The organism is Corynebacterium stationis, from assembly GCF_001941345.1.
GTDB classification, from domain to species: Bacteria; Actinomycetota; Actinomycetes; order Mycobacteriales; family Mycobacteriaceae; genus Corynebacterium; species Corynebacterium stationis.
Map to the genome: position 1 here is coordinate 979,036 of NZ_CP009251.1, position 17,771 is coordinate 996,806.

13 protein-coding genes are annotated in these 17,771 nt (G+C 54.4%); 4 read left to right on the forward strand and 9 right to left on the reverse strand.

The annotated features are described in order from the left end of the window. Positions 1–74 precede the first annotated feature (74 nt). The 5 genes from CSTAT_RS04595 to sucB form a co-directional block, all read right to left on the reverse strand. On the reverse strand, positions 75–1,217 hold the full coding sequence (locus CSTAT_RS04595; protein WP_075722645.1) for an FAD-dependent oxidoreductase: 1,143 nt from the start codon (positions 1,215–1,217) through the stop codon (positions 75–77). Positions 1,218–1,306: 89 nt separating this feature from the next. Continuing rightward, a complete protein-coding gene (locus CSTAT_RS04600) occupies positions 1,307–1,627 on the reverse strand; it encodes an antibiotic biosynthesis monooxygenase family protein (protein ID WP_075722646.1) in 321 nt (106 codons plus the stop codon). Between the two features lie 193 nt (positions 1,628–1,820). Next, positions 1,821–2,924 carry a glycine cleavage system aminomethyltransferase GcvT gene (gene gcvT, locus CSTAT_RS04605; protein ID WP_075722647.1) on the reverse strand — a complete coding sequence of 368 codons (1,104 nt, stop codon included), beginning with the start codon at positions 2,922–2,924 and terminating at the stop codon, positions 1,821–1,823. A 4-nt stretch (positions 2,925–2,928) separates the two neighbouring features. Continuing rightward, positions 2,929–5,787, reverse strand: a complete 2,859-nt coding sequence (gene gcvP, locus CSTAT_RS04610; protein ID WP_075722648.1) for an aminomethyl-transferring glycine dehydrogenase — start codon at positions 5,785–5,787, stop codon at positions 2,929–2,931. 352 nt (positions 5,788–6,139) lie between these two features. After that, positions 6,140–8,248, reverse strand: a complete 2,109-nt coding sequence (gene sucB / locus CSTAT_RS04615) for a 2-oxoglutarate dehydrogenase, E2 component, dihydrolipoamide succinyltransferase (RefSeq protein WP_075722649.1) — start codon at positions 8,246–8,248, stop codon at positions 6,140–6,142. 326 nt (positions 8,249–8,574) lie between these two features. On the opposite strand from sucB, the gene CSTAT_RS04620 reads away from it, so the two are divergent. Continuing rightward, positions 8,575–8,997, forward strand: coding sequence for an oxidoreductase (locus tag CSTAT_RS04620; protein ID WP_075722650.1), 423 nt, complete (start codon positions 8,575–8,577; stop codon positions 8,995–8,997). Between the two features lie 77 nt (positions 8,998–9,074). On the opposite strand, the gene CSTAT_RS04625 is transcribed toward CSTAT_RS04620, so the two are convergent. Next, positions 9,075–10,562, reverse strand: coding sequence for a leucyl aminopeptidase (locus CSTAT_RS04625; RefSeq protein ID WP_083640678.1), 1,488 nt, complete (start codon positions 10,560–10,562; stop codon positions 9,075–9,077). A gap of 83 nt (positions 10,563–10,645) precedes the next feature. Between CSTAT_RS04625 and CSTAT_RS04630 the strand changes: the two genes are divergently transcribed. Continuing rightward, positions 10,646–11,749, forward strand: coding sequence for a branched-chain amino acid aminotransferase (locus CSTAT_RS04630; protein WP_075723799.1), 1,104 nt, complete (start codon positions 10,646–10,648; stop codon positions 11,747–11,749). 111 nt (positions 11,750–11,860) lie between these two features. On the opposite strand, the gene CSTAT_RS04635 is transcribed toward CSTAT_RS04630, so the two are convergent. Further along, on the reverse strand, positions 11,861–12,865 hold the full coding sequence (locus tag CSTAT_RS04635) for a nicotinate-nucleotide--dimethylbenzimidazole phosphoribosyltransferase (protein ID WP_066793101.1): 1,005 nt from the start codon (positions 12,863–12,865) through the stop codon (positions 11,861–11,863). A gap of 9 nt (positions 12,866–12,874) precedes the next feature. Beyond that, on the reverse strand, positions 12,875–13,585 hold the full coding sequence (locus tag CSTAT_RS04640; protein WP_066793103.1) for a DUF3043 domain-containing protein: 711 nt from the start codon (positions 13,583–13,585) through the stop codon (positions 12,875–12,877). 289 nt (positions 13,586–13,874) lie between these two features. Here CSTAT_RS04640 and CSTAT_RS04645 point away from each other — a divergent pair, with 289 nt between their 5' ends. Further along, positions 13,875–14,219, forward strand: coding sequence for a HesB/IscA family protein (locus tag CSTAT_RS04645; RefSeq protein WP_066793105.1), 345 nt, complete (start codon positions 13,875–13,877; stop codon positions 14,217–14,219). A gap of 150 nt (positions 14,220–14,369) precedes the next feature. Here the strand turns inward: CSTAT_RS04645 and asnB are convergent, their stop codons facing one another. Next, positions 14,370–16,286 (reverse strand): asparagine synthase (glutamine-hydrolyzing), encoded by a 1,917-nt coding sequence (gene asnB, locus CSTAT_RS04650; RefSeq protein WP_066793107.1) that lies wholly within the window; start codon positions 16,284–16,286, stop codon positions 14,370–14,372. A gap of 381 nt (positions 16,287–16,667) precedes the next feature. Here asnB and ctaC point away from each other — a divergent pair, with 381 nt between their 5' ends. After that, on the forward strand, positions 16,668–17,762 hold the full coding sequence (ctaC, locus tag CSTAT_RS04655; RefSeq protein ID WP_075722652.1) for an aa3-type cytochrome oxidase subunit II: 1,095 nt from the start codon (positions 16,668–16,670) through the stop codon (positions 17,760–17,762). Positions 17,763–17,771: the final 9 nt, after the last annotated feature.

Below are 17,771 nucleotides of genomic sequence, written 5' to 3' on the forward strand. Positions count from 1 at the left end.
ACATGCCACTATCGCACGTTGATATTGCCCCTTCGGGGGTTAAGAGTTTGCCCCCATCGGACATTGAGCAGTGCCTAGGTGCCAGATTTCAGGTCGCGGGCAATGCTGATGACGGCAGCTCGACCTGCCCGGTTAGCTCCTACTGTGGATTGGGAAGGGCCATAGCCAATGAGGTGAAGATTCTTCTTTCCCTTTACCTTTGTGCCCTCAATGTTGATCCCGCCCTTCTCGTTATAAAGGTTCAGCGGGTCCAAGTGCGCCAGGCTGGGACGAAAGCCAATCGCCCAAATGATGGTGTCGACTTCAACTTGGGTGCCATCTGCTTCGATGATGCCGTTTTCGTACAAGCCCTGAAATATCGGCCGGCGATTCAATGCGCCATTAGCGTGTGCTCTTTTTGCATCTTGGTTAAAGATCAGGCCGGTATAAGAAACAATGGAGCGCGGTGCGTTTCCTGCCTCGGTGTGCTTGGTTACCTTGTCGATGGTCTGTCTTCCGCCTTCTTCGGCGGTAAACGATGCCCGGAAGAAAGGCTTGGAGCGGGTGTACCAGTAAGTTTGTTTCGCGACATCGGAGGCTTCAGCCAGTTGCTGCACCGCGGAGATTCCACCGCCGACTACTGCCACGCGCTGGCTGGTGAAATCTTCCATGCGGACATAGTCTTTGGAATGCAACTGGCGGCCTTGGAATTTCTCAATGCCCGGGTACTGCGGCTGATTCGGGTTATTCCACGTTCCCGTGGCGTTGATGACAGCGTCAACCTGCCACGTGGAGCCGGCATAAGGAGAATTTGTACTATCGCTGGTGGATTGTGCCGCTAGTTCGATGCGATAGCCATTCCCAGCCTCATTAACGCTAGCGACAGAAACTGGGCGAATGATGGGCAAGTCCATCTTGGCTTCATAGTCTGAGAAATAGTTCGGGACTGCCTCACGCGCGGGCGTAGTTTTCTTGATTTCGGATTGTTCCATGCCGGGTAAGTCAAAAATCCCATTGACGGTTGCCATGGTCAGTGATTCTTGACGGTGGCGCCAGGCGCCGCCAGCGGATTCTTCTGCATCGAAGACGACAAAGGTGCCCGGGGAGGATTCCTTGCCCCCTTGAGAGGCGGAAGGATTGCCGAGCGCGCTGACAAAATCGCGGCGGGTTAGGTGATATGCGGCTGAAAGACCGGCCTGACCGGCACCAATTACCGCGACAGTTGCATGGAAATTCATAGCTCTCAGCTTACCCGAATTATAGTTGATGTGTCACCTATGTGGGGTGGGTGGGCTGGGAGCTTAAAATGTCAAGGCCTAGTGAAGCTCTATTGGACTGGTGGTGCTGGTTCGACCTCGTCGAGGTTAACGATTTCAAATTCCAGCAAAGTTGCACCGGTTGCTACCGGCTGACGTCCGGTAGAGACGTGCGAAGGCTGACGCTGAGAGCTCCACTGCTGAAAATCTTCCTCAGTCTCCCATTCGGTAACGATGAAGTAGCGATCTTCACCCTTGGTAGGGCGTAGCATCTGGAAACCCTTAAAACCCGGGGCATTATCTACCGAGTGCTTGCGCGCAGCAAAGCGGGCTTCGAGCTCCGGGCCTTGTCCTGCAGGGACTTCAATGGCGTTAATTTTGATTACAGACATGGACACGCTCCTTAGTGCGACTGTTCGACGTCCTAGAAACTTCAAAACCTCAACTAAGGTTTGATGTCCAGCCTAGCGAAAGTTTGATGACCCGTGGGTGCTTGGAGGTGTGAAAACAAACGCACTCCACAAGCATGGCCGCAATCGGTGATGAAGCGGGGCGCTCGTGGAGTGCGAAAGCTAGCTGCGGGTATTACTTCTCGCGGCTATAGAAAGGCGTCTTGGTAACGGTGAAGGGGTAACGCTTGCCGCGAATATCCACTTCTACTTCTGCGCCTTCTTCGAGGTTTGCTGCAGTATCTACCAGTGCCAGGGCAATAGGGTGTCCCAGCGTCGGCGATGGCTGACCCGAAGTTACGGTGCCGACCAACTGCTCGCCGGCATAGATTTCAGCACCGGTGCGCGCTGCACGGCGCTCAGAGGAGGTCAAAGCCTTGATAACTTGCTTAGGGCCTTCTTCCAAGCGTTGACGCAGGATCTCGGCGCCGACGAAGTCAGCGGTCTTCTTCTTAAACGCCACACCCATGCCTGCCTCGACAGGGGTGATATCGCGGGAAAGCTCATTGCCGTACAAAGGCATGCCAGCTTCCAAGCGCAAGGAATCGCGTGAAGCTAAACCGCATGAAGTAACACCATCTTGGTCGATGAAAAGCTGCCAGAGCTTGGTCGCATCGGCGTTGTAGATCATCAGCTCGAAGCCGTCTTCGCCGGTGTAGCCGGTGCGCGCGACGATGGTGTCAACGTCTGCGACTTTGGCCATGGTTGCGGCATAGTAAGGAAGGTTTTCTACTTCTTCCTTGGACTCTTCAGCAACCTGTTCAACTAGAACCTTGGCTGCATTGGGGCCCTGCAGGGCAATCATCGCAACATCCAAGGACTCATTGTTGAGTTCTACATCGAAGCCTTCAATGCGCTGATTAAAAGCTTCCCAAACCACATCAGTGTTGCCAGCGTTTGGCACTACCAAGAACTTGGTATCGGAGAAACGGTAGGAAATTAGGTCATCGATGATGCCGCCGTCTTCAGCAACAATCATGGAGTACTTCGCCTTGCCATTTTTCACGGTCTCCATGTTGGAGATCAGCGCATAGGACAAAAATGCAGCGGCGTCTGGGCCGTTGACCCAAATCTCACCCATGTGCGAGAGGTCAAACATGCCGACTGCATTACGCACTGCGTGGTGCTCATCGAGCTCCTTGCCGTACTTTAGTGGCATATTCCAAGGGCCAAAAGCGGTAAAGGATGCGCCGAGCTTTTCGTGCTCTGCGTGCAGTGGGGACTGGCGTAGTTCTGACATTGATTTAAGCCTCCTCGGTGGAATCGGTGTCGGCATCGAAGTCGAATGCCTCTGGCGGTGGGCAGGAGCACACCAGGTTGCGGTCGCCGTAAGCTTCATCTAGGCGGCGTACCGGTGGGAAGTACTTGTTCAAACGCAGTGAAGGAACTGGCCATGCGGCCTTTTCACGGCTAAAGGAGTACTCCCAATCATCGCTTGAGACTGACAGCGCGGTGTAAGGTGCGTGGCGGATGACCGAATCTTCATATGCGATCTTGCCATCGATGATTTCCTGAATCTCCGCACGGATGGTGCGCATTGCTTCAATGAAACGATCCAGTTCAGCAATATCCTCAGACTCAGTAGGTTCCACCATCAAGGTGCCAGCCACTGGGAATGCGAGGGTAGGAGCGTGGAAGCCAAAGTCGATCAAACGCTTGGCAACGTCTGCTGCAGTAACGCCTGAGGCATCGGTAAGCGCGCGCAGATCCAAAATGCACTCGTGCGCAACAAGACCTTCATTACCGGTGAACAGAATTGGGAAGGAATCGGAGAGTTCGCGCGCAAGGTAGTTAGCACCCAAGATGGCGTGTGCAGTAGCGGAGGTGAGACCCTCGCCACCGGTCATTGCGATGTATGCCCAGGTAATCGGCAGAACACCAGCGGAACCAAACTGTGAAGCAGTAATTGGAACGCCCTGTTCTACTGGGGTTGGGTTAGCAGGATCCAGCTCATCAGCTGCAGCATCCGTTGGCAGGAATGGAATGAGGTGCTCAGCGACACCAATTGGTCCAACACCTGGGCCGCCACCGCCGTGCGGAATGGTGAAAGTCTTGTGCAGGTTCAAGTGCGAGACATCGCCACCGAACTTGCCCGGCTGAGCCCAACCAGTCAAAGCATTCATGTTTGCGCCGTCAATGTAGACCTGGCCGCCAGCGGCATGGATCTTGTCGCAGACTTCGCGCACCTCTGGGTCAAAGACGCCGTGAGTGGATGGGTAGGTGATCATGATTCCGGCCATGTTCTCACCATGCTTGGCGATCTTCGCATCGAGATCTTCTAGATCGATGGAGCCGTCTTCGGCGGTCTTAACCACAACAACGCGCAGATTTGCCAGGGTCGCGGAGGCAGCGTTGGTGCCGTGCGCGGACGCAGGAATCAACACGATATCGCGGTTGGTGTCACCATTTGCGACGTGGTAGCGGCGGATAGCCAAAAGACCAGCTAGCTCGCCCTGGGAACCAGCGTTTGGTTGGATAGAAACCTTGGCGTAGCCGGTCAGCTCAGCCAACCAGCCTTCCAACTCTTCAATGAGCTCACGCCAGCCCTGGGTTGCGTATTCAGGGGAGTAAGGGTGAACATTGGCGAATTCTGGCCAGGTGATGGGTTCCATGGCTGCGGTTGGGTTGAGCTTCATGGTGCATGAGCCCAAAGGAATCATGGTGCGATCTAGAGCCAGATCCTTATCACCGAGCTTGCGCAGGTAACGCATCATCTGGGTTTCGGAGTGAATGGAGTTAAAGATTTCGTGGGTGAGCACCTCGGTGGTGCGGGTGAGTGCCTCAGGCAGTGGGAAATCTGCATTATCTACTGCAGCGGCACCAAAGGCGTCCGCCAAGACAGCAACATCGCCCTGGCTTGCGGACTCACCGAAGGAGACAGAAACCTTATCCTCGCCAATGGTGCGCACCAGGTATCCGGCCTTTTCCAAGCTGAACTTAATGGATGCGGCATCAACGCCGGCAACGGTAACGGTGTCGAAGAACTCCGAGGAAGTAATCTTCAAACCCTGAGTAGTAACTGCACCGGCAAAGGAAGCAGCCAAGGAGTGCACGTGGTTAGCAATCTCCTTCAAGCCTTCTGGACCGTGGTAGACGGCGTACATGGCAGCCACGTTGGCCAGAAGTGCCTGCGCGGTACAAATATTTGACGTCGCGCGTTCACGGCGGATGTGCTGTTCACGAGTCTGCAGCGCCAAGCGGTAAGCAGGACGGCCCTCAGAATCGACCGATACGCCGACCAAACGGCCTGGCATCTGACGCTTTAGCTTGTCAGTTACTGCCATGAAAGCAGCGTGTGGGCCACCAAAGAAGAGCGGCACACCAAAGCGTTGGGAGGAACCAATGACAATGTCTGCACCGAACGAGCCTGGGCCTTCCAGAAGCAGCAAGGACAACAAGTCAGCCGCGACGGAAACAAGTCCGCCGCGGCCATGGATTTCTTCGATAACAGCACGTGGGTCAAAAATATCGCCCTCCGTACCGGTGTAGGCAACTACTGCGCCGACGAGGTCTTCGCCAACCACGCCGTTGCTCAAGTCAGCAATCTCAACTTCGAGGCCAATTGCTCGGGCACGCTCCGCCGCCACGGTGAGAACCTGTGGGTGCAAACGGGCGTCGAGCAGTACGCGGCGGCCCTTCTTGACGGCACGAGACATCAAACCCACGGCCTCAGCAACTGCCGATGCCTCATCCAGCAAAGAAGCATTCGCAATAGGCAAGCCTGTGAGGTCTTGAACCATGGTCTGGAAGTTCAGCAGTGACTCAAGGCGACCCTGGGAAATTTCTGGCTGGTATGGGGTATAAGCGGTGTACCAACCAGCGTCTTCTACCAAACCGCGGCGAATAACAGCAGGGGTGATGGTGTCTGAGTAGCCCTGGCCGTAGAAAGACTTCAGCACGACATTTTTATCAGCGTAAGCGCGAAGCTTGGCTTGTGCGTCGGTCTCACTCAACGCCTGCGGCATATTAAGCGCATCCGTGATGCTAATGGACTGGGGGATTGCTGAGGTGACAAGCGCTTCTACGCTGTCATAACCCACACGCGCCAGCATGTCCTTAGATTCTGTGGCATCTGGCCCAAGGTGGCGGGCAATGAAATCCATAAGTGTCAAACTCCTTTGGAGGAACGATACATTTGTCCAGGCTTGCTAAAGCGACCGCACGAAGGCAGTCAACATTCCTCATTATATGGTTAGCCCCGGCTTTTCATTGCTTTTCTACCCACGCCTAGCCACCGGTTGTAACGGCTCCTGCGAAAGCGCTGTTATAACCAGCATGAACGCTAGATTTGAAGAAAATGTGAAGACTGCAATGCGGATTTGTTAGTTTTTGATACCCCCGAAAACGAGGACTCAGGGAGGGAAAACCACAAAGCCACCATGTAGAAATTTCTACATGGTGGCTTTTGTTTCTAACTCAAACGGCTAGAAGCTACCGTACATTCTGAAACTGGACTTAGAGAGCCAAGTCAGATTCGAAGTTACCGGTTTCAAGGCGGTCCTTGATGGTGGTGATGAAGCGACCTGCATCTGCACCATCTACAACCTGGTGGTCGTAGGTAAATGGCAAGTAGCACATCTGACGGATGGCAATTGCATCCTGGCCATCTTCGGTGATGACCACTGGGCGCTTTTCAATCACAGCGGTGCCCAAGATACCAGCTTGTGGTGGTACCAGAACTGGGGTATCTAGCAGGGCGCCTTCGGAGCCAATGTTGGTCACGGTGAAGGTTGCACCGGTGAGGTCATTTGGCTTCAGCTTGTTGTTGCGTGCGCGGTCAGCCAAATCAGCGATAGCCTGAGCAATCTCCGGCAAGGAAAGATCCTGAGCCTTGTGGATGACTGGGGTGAGCAGACCACGTGGGGTGTCAACCGCGATAGCGACGTTGACATCAGAGTGGTAGGTCATTTCCTTGGTCTCAGGGTTGTAAGACGCGTTGACGTTCGGGTGGGAAACCAAAGCCTCAACGGTTGCCTTAACAATGATTGGCAGGAAGGACAGGTTAGCACCGTACTTATCGACGAATGCTGGCTTCGCCTTCTTACGCAGCGCTGCCACAGTCGTCATATCTACTTCCTGGACGTGGGTCAGCTGCGCGGTAATGTGCAGCGATTCCACCATCTTAGAAGCGGTGATTTCACGGATGCGGTTGACCTTGGCGGTGGTGCCAATCAGTTCCTGCTTGGCTGGATCAACGGACTTGGTGGACCAGTTAGCGCGCTCACCAGCTGGTGCAGCAGAACCGGACTCGGCGCCGCCTTCAGCTGCAGCCAATACGTCCTGCTTACGGATACGTCCACCAACACCGGTTCCTTCAACGGTGTTGAGGTCGATGCCGTGCTTGTCAGCCAACTTGCGTACCAGTGGGGTGACATAAGGGAGGTTGTCGCCGGAGTTAACCTTGGCGGAAGCCTTCGGAGCAGCTTCTTCCTTCTTAGGTTCAGACTTAGGAGCCTCTTCCTTTGGCTCCTCCTTCTTAGGCTCTTCCTCGTCTGCAGCTGGCTCTTCAGCTGGAGCTTCTTCCTTCGGTGCTTCTTCCTTAGGTTCAGCCTTTGGCTCTTCCTTCTTTTCGGAAGCAGCTGGCTTTGCGTTGCCGTCGCCGATGCGCGCGATGACTGCTCCGACGTCGATGGTGTCATCTTCGTCAGCGAGGATTTCTACCAAGGTGCCTGCGACTGGGGATGGGATCTCGGTATCAACCTTGTCGGTGGAGACCTCCAGTAGTGGCTCGTCTACTTCGACGGTGTCGCCGACGGACTTCAGCCACTGGGTGATGGTGCCTTCGGTGACGGACTCACCAAGTTCTGGCATCTCCACATCGGTAGCGTCGCCAGATGCAGCTGGGGCAGACTCCTCAGAAGCGGACTCTTCCTCGTCTGCAGCTGGCTCTTCAGCTGGAGCTTCTTCCTTCGGTGCTTCTTCCTTAGGCTCAGCCTTTGGCTCTTCCTTCTTTTCGGAAGCAGCTGGCTTCGCGTTGCCGTCGCCGATGCGCGCGATGACTGCTCCGACGTCGATGGTGTCATCTTCGTCAGCGAGGATTTCTACCAGGGTGCCTGCGACTGGGGATGGGATCTCGGTATCAACCTTGTCGGTGGAGACCTCCAGTAGTGGCTCGTCTACTTCGACGGTGTCGCCGACGGATTTCAGCCACTGGGTGATGGTGCCTTCAGTGACAGACTCACCGAGCTCTGGCATCTCGACATCAGTAGCGTCGCCAGATGCAGCTGGTGCAGACTCCTCAGAAGCGGACTCTTCCTCTTCTGCAGCTGGCTCTTCAGCTGGAGCCTCTTCCTTCGCAGGAGCGTCGGAAGAACCGGTGGACTCACCCTCCTCACCAATGATTGCGATGACAGCGCCGACGTCAATGGTGTCGTCTTCTTCTGCCTTGATTTCCAGCAAGGTACCGGATACTGGAGAAGGAATCTCAGTATCAACCTTGTCGGTGGAAACCTCGAGCAACGGTTCGTCTGCTTCGACGGTGTCGCCGACAGACTTCAGCCACTGGGTAATAGTACCCTCTGTTACGGACTCGCCCAGCTCGGGCATCTCAACGGAGTACGCCATGAGTAATAAGACTCCTTGAACATTGTAAGAATTTATGGAAGCTTTTAGCCCAGACTACCGCGTAGGCTATTACGTTGCCCGCAGGAGTCCCCTTAAATCTTTGAGGAGGGTTCCGGCTAGCCCCGACTTTAACCCCGCGTAAACGGATATGGGTTGCTTTCAACAGCTTATTGTATGCCGTTTTGATTCTAAATGTTTGCAATGGTGAGTTTCATTGGGCATACAAAAGTTTGATACAACGTCAGTTTCTTGGGGGTAGGTAGTCGCCCACAGCACCCGCGACATATTGCAGCAGCGAGAAGACGCAATGACTAGGATGGACGATTGTGTTTAACCCTTTTCGCAGAAATAGGTCGAAGTCGACCTTGAAGCCACCACGTGCCCCAGGCGATACTATTCGTCAGCACGATGCCCAGGAGCTTCGCGCGTGGGCTGCGGGCCGAGCATTTGTCGAAGCCTTCGTGGAACCAGAAACCGTGGTCAACGAAATGTCGGTTGTTCTGGTCGACGAATCGGGACAATTCATTCGCCGTCCCATCGGTGGACCCAAAGGCATCGATGCCGTAGCAAAGCTTTTAGGCTGTCCCGTCTATGACGTTGAGGAAACCGGCTATCCGCAGCGGATGCGCGAGCGCTCAGAGCGGGAGCGGATTTTGCGCAGGCGCGAAGAACAACGCCAACGCCGTAAAGACTTCGAAGCGCGGGAAGTACGCCGCAAAGAACAAGAGGCCCAAGAAAACGAGGGCTAATAAGAATATCCGTGCCACACAAGACGTGGCACGGATATTTTTACGGGGTGTCTAGCTAAGACAACGTTGTAGATGTCTTAGCTATCTTTTTCCGCAGCGATATCTTGCAGTGCCGCGATGATAGTGCGCGCAGGAACGCCGGTGGCGCGCGGAGTGGTGTAGCCACGAGCAGCGCCGCCATTCCAGGATGGGCCAGCTACGTCAATGTGTGCCCACTGCACATCATCGGTGACGAACTGCGCCAGGTAGGTACCGGCGAATTGCATGCCGCCTTCACGCTTGGCGTTGATATTGCGGATGTCAGCAGCCTTAGACTTGATTTCCTCATCGTGCTCTTCAAGCAGCGGCACAGCCCAAGCATTTTCACCAACTGCGCGGCCAATCTCAGCGACACGGTCGCGGAAGTCCTCAGAGCCCATGACACCAGCGGTGCGGGAGCCTAGGGCCACCATCTGCGCGCCGGTCAAAGTTGCGGTTTCAATCAAGTAATCCGGGTTGTCTTCGCAGGCACGCGCGATGGCATCGGCAAGCACCAAGCGTCCCTCGGCATCGGTGTTAAGAACTTCTGAGGTCAACCCGCCGTAGTGGGTGATGACATCGCCAGGGCGCGTTGCTTCCCCCGAAGGCATATTCTCTGCCAACGGCAGGAAAGCGGTGACCTTAACCGGGATCTCCAGCTTCGCAGCAGCAATCGTTGCACCCGCGACGGCAGCGGAACCACCCATATCCGAAATCATGTCCCACATGCCAGCACCTGGCTTAATCGAAATACCACCGGTATCAAAGGTAATACCCTTGCCCACCAAAGCGACTGACTTCTTGGCCTTCTTTGGACTCCAGCTCAAACGCACCAGGCGGGGAGCACGTGCAGAGCCCTGACCAACGGACAAGATTCCGCCGAAGCCCTGCTTCTTTAGTTCCTTTTCGTCTAAGACCTCAACTTCTAGGCCTGCCTTGGTCCCTTGCTCCTTGAGGTACTTTGCATAAGACGCAGGGTAGAGCTCATTCGATGGGGTATTGGTCAAGGTGCGGGCAAATGCGACTGCTTCTGCGCCGATAACAGCGGCCTCGAAGACTTCTTTGTCTTCTTTAGAGACCACGGTGATCTTCACTGGTGCCTCATCGGCATCTGCCTCAGTCGAGCGAATTCCACGGGTGGAGTAGCCGCCCAAGATTAGACCTTCAACTGTGGCTGCAAGACCAAAGTCTGAAATCGTGGTGGCAACGTGCTTTTCGCCAACCAAAGCACGCGCAACGCTACCGGCGGCGCGGCGCAGGGCTTCATCGTCAAGCTTTTCTGGGTTACCCAAACCAACCGCGACAACCGACTCCGCGTTAACACCCTTAGGCGCTGGGATACGCGTGATTTCATCTGGCTTGCCCTTTGCACCTACGGAAGAAAGAGCCTGCAAGGTTGCTTTGAGCTCAGAGCTTCCCAGCAATGCAGTTCGTGGTAGCTCCAGGCCCTCTTCGCCTTGGAAAGCGGCGATAACCAGGATATTCGCCTTGGATGGAGTCTTCTTCTCTAGCTTTACGGTGGGCAAAGCTGATGCCACGACAGTCACGTGTATGTCCTCCTTGAAGGGATTTTAGAAAATTATCTAACCTCCAAGCTTAACCAAAAACGCAAAGGAGTATGTTAGAGGCCATGACTTCGCTGACATATTCCGTAAATCCGTCCCCTAATCCCACTTCGGAAGAACGATTGGCTGAGATTCTGGCCAATCCTGGCTTTGGCCAGCACTTCACCGATCACATGGTCACCATCGATTGGAACGAGGAGAAGGGCTGGCATGATGCGCAGGTGCGCCCTTATGAAGCCCTTCCGATGGACCCAGCAACCACCGTGTTGCATTACGGACAGGCGATTTTCGAAGGCATCAAGGCTTACCGTCAGGCAGATGGTTCTGTTGCTACCTTCCGCCCAGAGCGCAACGGTGAGCGCCTGATGCGCTCGGCAGAGCGTCTGGCAATGCCGCAGTTGCCTGTCGATGACTTCGTGGAGTCCCTTCGCCAGCTCGTCGAGATTGACCAGGCCTGGGTTCCTGCGGCCGGTGGGGAAGCAGCGTTGTACCTGCGTCCATTTATGATCTCGACTGAGGTTTCCTTGGGCGTTGCTCCAGCGAATACCTACCGTTACTTTGTTATCGCCTCGCCTGCTGGCGCCTACTTCAAGGGCGGCATCAAGCCGGTTTCGGTGTGGCTGTCGACTGACTACGTCCGCGCAGCACCAGGTGGCACTGGCGCCGCGAAATTTGCTGGAAACTACGCAGGTTCCTTACTGGCGCAGGCACAAGCGGAAGAAAAGGGCTGCGACCAGGTTGTCTGGCTCGATGGTATTGAGCGCAAGTACATCGAAGAAATGGGCGGCATGAACCTGTTTTTCGTTTACGGCTCTGGCGATGATGCCACCGTTGTCACCCCAGCCCTGTCAGGTTCCTTGCTCGCGGGTATTACCCGTGAATCTTTGCTGCAGGTTGCTGAAGATATGGGGCTGAAGGTCGAAGAGCGCCGCATCACTGCGCAAGAATGGCGCGACGACGCTGAATCTGGCGCGATGACTGAAGCCTTCGCCGCTGGTACCGCCGCGGTTATTACCCCAGTCGGCAAGGTCTTGGGCAATGATGTTGATTTCCAGGTCAACAACAACGAAGCTGGCGAAATCACCATGGCTTTGCGTGAGCGCCTGACCGGCATTCAGCACGGCGCTGTTGAAGATACCCACGGCTGGTTGCACACCTTGGTGAAGTAGAAATACTTTAAGTCTTAACGTTTAAGCGAAAGTCCCGTTAGAAGAGCTCTTCTAACGGGACTAACTTTTACCAGGGCCAAACGGCCCTGAATTGAATCAAATCGATTGGATTCAATCTTGATTCAAGGCATTGGAGACGCTCACGACTTCATCGCCAACCAGCTCGATGCTTGAGCGAATCAAAGGCAACGCAGCGAGTGCACCGAGGCCCTGACCTGCAGACATATCGAGGTTAAGTAGGGGAGTCAGCTCTAAGTCTTGCAGGGCTAAGACATGGGCAGGCTCAGCGGTGACATCCGCGGCAAAGCACCAGGATGCGGTTCCAGGAGCCATGCGCTCTGCCAGCGTTGCGGCCACAGCAGCGAACATGCCCGAAATCAGCACGGGGGTTCGTCGCGTGGCTGCCTGCGCAATCAATGCGGCCTCGGCAGCTAAGTCGGCGTTACCAATGACTTGCAATAGCTCTTGCGGGCTGGTGGCAAAATTACGAGCCCTAAACATGGCATCGCGAATTACCGCGACCTTGGTCTTCCACATGGCATCAGTAGTGCCCGAACCCGGGCCGACGATGGCTACCGGTTCGGTGCGCGACAGGACACCCATCACGGCTGCAGCGACTGTGGAATTAGCCACTGCAAGATCAGCAGGGATAAGCAAGTCTGTACCTGCATCGATTTCGCGATCGGCGGTGTTCTTGCCCAGTTCCATGGCCGATTGCAGCTGCTCAGGTGACAGACCATTTTCCACGTCAATCGCGCCAGAGGTGATATCCGTCTTGAGCAGTTCGACGCTGGCATCGGCAGCAATTGCTAGTCGATGCACGGGGCCGATACTCGCTTCGACTTCCGCAACCTGCTCACCGGTGGCTTCAGGGGCATACGCCGAAAGGCCGTGTCCTTGGAAAGTGCGCTGCGCAATGCCATTTTCACTGGCGAAAACAATAACGCGAACACGCTGTAGCGCAAGTGGTGGAACTTGTGCTTGGCAACTAGCTAACCACAGTGCAGGATCCGCAAATTTTCCTAAGCTCAGCCCCCGCGGCGTGGCATGTAGTGCAGTTGCAACTGCGGCGCGGGCTTGTGCATCGGGTGCAGGAACAGCGGGAAAATCAAGCATGGATAAATTTTAGCGCTTCACGCGTGGACGAGGAGTACGCCACTTGTATGGCTGGGTTGCACGCGAGTACGCGTAAAAGCCCAGGGAAACACCAGCTTCGGTGGTGCCCGGGAAGGCCTTGCGTACTGCCTTGTTGGAAGAACGTCCCAGGTAGATGCCTTCTACCAACAAGACCACGATGAAGACCATGGCCACGATGGAAGAAATATTGGCAAAGGAAGGAGCGACGGTACCTAAGAACATGATCAGCAGCATGACCAATGCTGCCGGCATTGCCCATTCGTTGATAAAGCGACGTGAGTCTACCCAGTCACGAACAAATGCACGCACTTCGCCCTTATCGCGCGGCATCAAGTAGCGCTCATCGCCAGCTGCCATACGTTCTTGGGTGACGCGGTTTTGCTCGCGTCGCTGCTCGCGCTCTTGCTGCTTGTACTGCTTCCACTCTTCCTTTGACATGGATGCCTTAAGCTTCTTGCGGTTTTGCGCCAGTTGCGCCGAGGAGACTCCACGCGGATCACGCTTTACGCCACGTGCGATTTCCTGCTCATCACGCTTCGGGGTAGGACGTCCTTTTGGAGGGGTATAGCCCTTAGGGAGATTGCCTTCGGTCTCACTGGACTCGAGGGAGGAGGCATCTACTTCGTTGGTTTGAGAGTTTTTATTCTCAAAAACGGAGGAGCCATCTGACTTAGAATCTTTTTGCCACGGTAACTTCACAGTGCTTAGGTTACAAGGCTTTGCCCCAAAGGTGACAATAGCCTCGGGTGTATACGGGGAATAATCCAGGATTATTCCGGGAATAGTTGTCGTATCTTTAGCGTTGTGCAACATAGCCATTGCCATACTCGGGTAAAAATTTATCGACGTTCTTTTGCGAAGATTTAAATCAGAGTAGGGTAGAGGATTATCAGACTGGATAGAAAGTACGGATTTTCCGGACTCGCTATGATGGTCACAGACGATGTATCACACAATTCGACACTCTCGTTTAAGTTAGGGGAGAAACATGACTGCTCCAGCATCTGCAACTGGTGTAATTTTGACCGAGGCTGCTGCTTCTAAGGCAAAGTCTTTGCTTGATCAGGAAGGTCGCGATGACCTCTCCTTGCGTATCGCGGTACAGCCAGGTGGCTGCGCTGGCTTGCGCTACCAGCTTTACTTCGATGACCGCACCTTGGATGGTGACAAGGTTGAGACCATCGGTGGCGTTAACCTGGTTGTTGACAAGATGAGCGTTCCTTACCTGATGGGCGCAAAGATTGACTTTGCCGACACCATCGAGCAGCAGGGCTTTACCATCGATAACCCTAACGCTGGCGGTTCCTGCGCCTGTGGTGACTCCTTTAACTAAGGCAACCTAAAAATAAATAAAGCTCAGCGGCCTCCATACTTTGAATGAAGTAGTGGAGGCCGCTGAGCTTTTCTCTAACGTCACTACCCAGCGAACACCGCTAGGTAGCACGCACTCACGTAACGCGCGACGCGGGATAACACGCGTTACCTAGAGCTTGACTGGGTAATCCTGGCGCTCGATATTCGGGTCGATGCGCTTTTCGACGAAGATGCCGTGCCAGATCATAAAGGACAGCACGGTCCACAAACGGCGTGAGTGATCAGAGATGCCGTCACGGTGTTCCTTGAGCATTTCAAGAACGGCCGCGCGGTCGAAGATGTCATCAGTTTGCGACTGGTTAATCGTATCTTGTGCCCAACCGAAGAGTTCGTCACCAGCGAGCCAGTGACGCATTGGAACTGGGAAGCCCAACTTCTTGCGGTGGAGAACATGTGGGGGAACGATCTGCTCGAGAGCCTTACGCAATGCGTACTTGGTGGTTCCGTGCGCAATCTTGTATTCGTGCGGGATGGTCTCCGCAACCTTGAATACTTCCTTATCCAAGAATGGCACTCGTAGTTCCAAAGAGTTGGCCATATTCATCTTGTCAGCCTTGACTAGGATGTCGCCGCGCATCCAGGTGAACAGGTCCAGGTGCTGCATGCGAGCGACTGGATCCATGTGCTCAGACTGTGCGTAGATGGGCGCGGTAACATCTTCATGGTTCCACTCTGGGCGTGCCCAAGGAATCACGCGCTTAAGTTGCTCGTAGTTAAAGGAGCGGGCATTGCCGTAGTAGCGCTGTTCCATGGTCATGGAGCCACGCTCCAGCAAGGACTTGCCCTTCATGCCGTCAGGCAAGATTCGTGACAGTTTGCCTAGGCCCTGACGCAGTGGGGAAGGGATCTTCTCAAAAGGCGCCAAGGAAAGTGGCTCCTTATAAATGGTGTAGCCACCAAAGAGTTCGTCTGCACCTTCGCCGGAGAGCACTACCTTGACGTGCTTGCGGGCTTCAGCGGCTACGAAATACAGAGGAACCAGTGATGGGTCAGCTACTGGGTTATCCAGGTACCACATGATCTTCGGAATCGCGTCGGCATATTCTTCAGGGGAGACGACCTTAACGATGTGCTCAGCACCGATAGCTGCAGCAGATTCAGCTGCGACATCTACCTCGGAGTAGCCCTCGCGTTCAAAACCAGTAGTAAAGGTCAACAAGTCTGGGTTATGGCGCTTGGCCAAAGCGGCAATAGCAGTGGAGTCAATACCTCCAGAGAGGAAAGAGCCGACGGTTACGTCTGCGCGCATGTGCTTAGCCACGCTGTCTTCCAAAGCTTCGGCGATGCGGTCGTAAAGCTTCTGCTCGTCTTCAACTTTCTCAGTCCGGAACTCAGGCTTGAAGTAGCGGTCGGATGCAACCTTGCCGCCAGGGGACAAGGTAACCGTGCAACCCGATTCCACACGCTGAATATTAGCGTGCAGGGACTCTGGCTCTGGCACATACTGAAGATCGACATAGTGCTCGATAGCGCGCTTGTCTAGGCTCAGGTCTAGATTCAAAGCGTCAGTCATATCAAGAATGGACTTCATCTCGGATGCAAAGACCGTGCCCGCCTCGGTGGTGGCGTAGTACAAAGGCTTAATGCCGAACTGGTCACGTGCTGCGAACATGACCTTATTCTCGGTATCCCAGATAACGATGCCGAACATGCCGCGAAGATGATTCACAACATCTTTGCCCCAGTGGTGGTAGCCGACCACGATAGGTTCCCCGTCACCTTCAGTATTGAAGGTGTAGCCGTAGCCCTTGAGCTCTTCGCGTAACTCAATGTAGTTGTAGATCTCACCGTTGAAGGTCATCGCGTAGCGCTCAGGATTATCTTCAGGGCCCCAGCGAAGAGGCTGGTGGGAGTGCTCCAAGTCGATAATGGACAAGCGGTTAAATCCAAAGACCGCATCATCGTCGTTCCACGTGCCTGCGGCATCTGGCCCGCGGTGGTACATGCATTCCAGGCTTCCTTCAACTGCATTCACAAACTGTGCAGCGGTGCCCTTTGCGGTGAGCATGCTTAAGAGTCCACACATAGGTGACTAGTACTCCTTAATAATTGCGGTCTATTACTTGCCCAATAACTTTACGGCCAAATAGGGCAAAACACTCAACAGGGCGCGGGTTAAAACAGCTTTACCCTTTAAGGTGCAAACTTTAGGATGATACCCCAAATGAATCTATGTGAATTGAATTACAGTAGATGCAAACCAGGTGGGGGTGCTGATGAGCCATTTAGCAGGTCGGGCGGTAACATACTTTTTGAATGCCACTCTCAGGCAGTTCTTATGTTCGCTTCACTGTATGTGAGAAAGCATAAGAACCTGCTTGAATGCACTATCCTCGATGGATAGGAATGCTCTGTGTGCAAGCAGACGCATTTGGGAAGTTTGTGTGGACAGAAAGGTAGAACACACGTGGGACAGCGTAAAGAGCGCACCATTACCCGCAAGGCTGGGCTAGCTGGCGCTTTGGCGCTAGGCGGCGCCGCTTTGGCAGGTTGTGAAGTTGCTCCTCCACAGGCAATGAGTAACATTCTCGGCTTCGGTTGGCCAGACGGTATTACCCCAGAAGCTCACGCCATGCACAACTACTGGATCTGGGTCTGGGTAGTTGCCTGGATCATCGGTATCATCATGTGGGGATTCTTCCTCGTGGCGATCTTCCGTTGGTCTGCAAAGCGTGCAAAGAAGAAGGGCTTCGGAGAGTTCCCTAAGGCCCTGCAGTACAACGTTCCGTTAGAACTCGCCTTAACGGTTATCCCAGTCATTATCATTATGGCTCTCTTCTTCTTCAATGTTCAGACGCAGCAGAAGGTTGTCGCGCTGGACAAGGATCCAGAGGTAACCGTTGACGTCACTGCTTTCCAGTGGAACTGGAAGTTCGGTTACGCCAACTTGGGTGCTGAGATTTCTCCAACCGGTTCTGTATACGAAGGCCGCGATGAAGACCGTCACCAGGCGGCGGAAGCTGCTTCGGTAGACCCAGAAGACATGAAGAACGCGAACCCAATTCACGGACGTTCGATGGGTGACCTTTCTTACCTGAACTACAACGAGATCGAAACCTTGGGCTCCACCGAAGAGGTTCCAGTCTTGGTTCTGCCAACCAACACTCCAATTGAGTTCCGTTTGGCTTCCGGCGACGTATCCCACTCCTTCTGGGTGCCGGAATTCTTGTTCAAGCGCGATACCTACGCTCACCCAGAAGCTAACCAGCAGGAGCGTAGCTTCCAGATTTCCGAAATCACTGAAGAAGGCGCTTTCGTAGGCCGCTGTGCGGAAATGTGCGGTACTTACCACGCAATGATGAACTTCGAGGTTCGTACTGTAAGTCCAGAAGCATTCGAAGAGTACATGCAGTTCCGCATGGACAACCCAGATGCTCCTAACTCTGAGGCACTGGCTTCCATTGGTGAAGAGCCATACGCAACCAGTACTTCGCCGTTCAACAGCTCCCGTGAGGGCACCCGCGAAGGCGACAACTTCGTTGACGCCAGCGCAAAGGCATAAAGGTAAAAG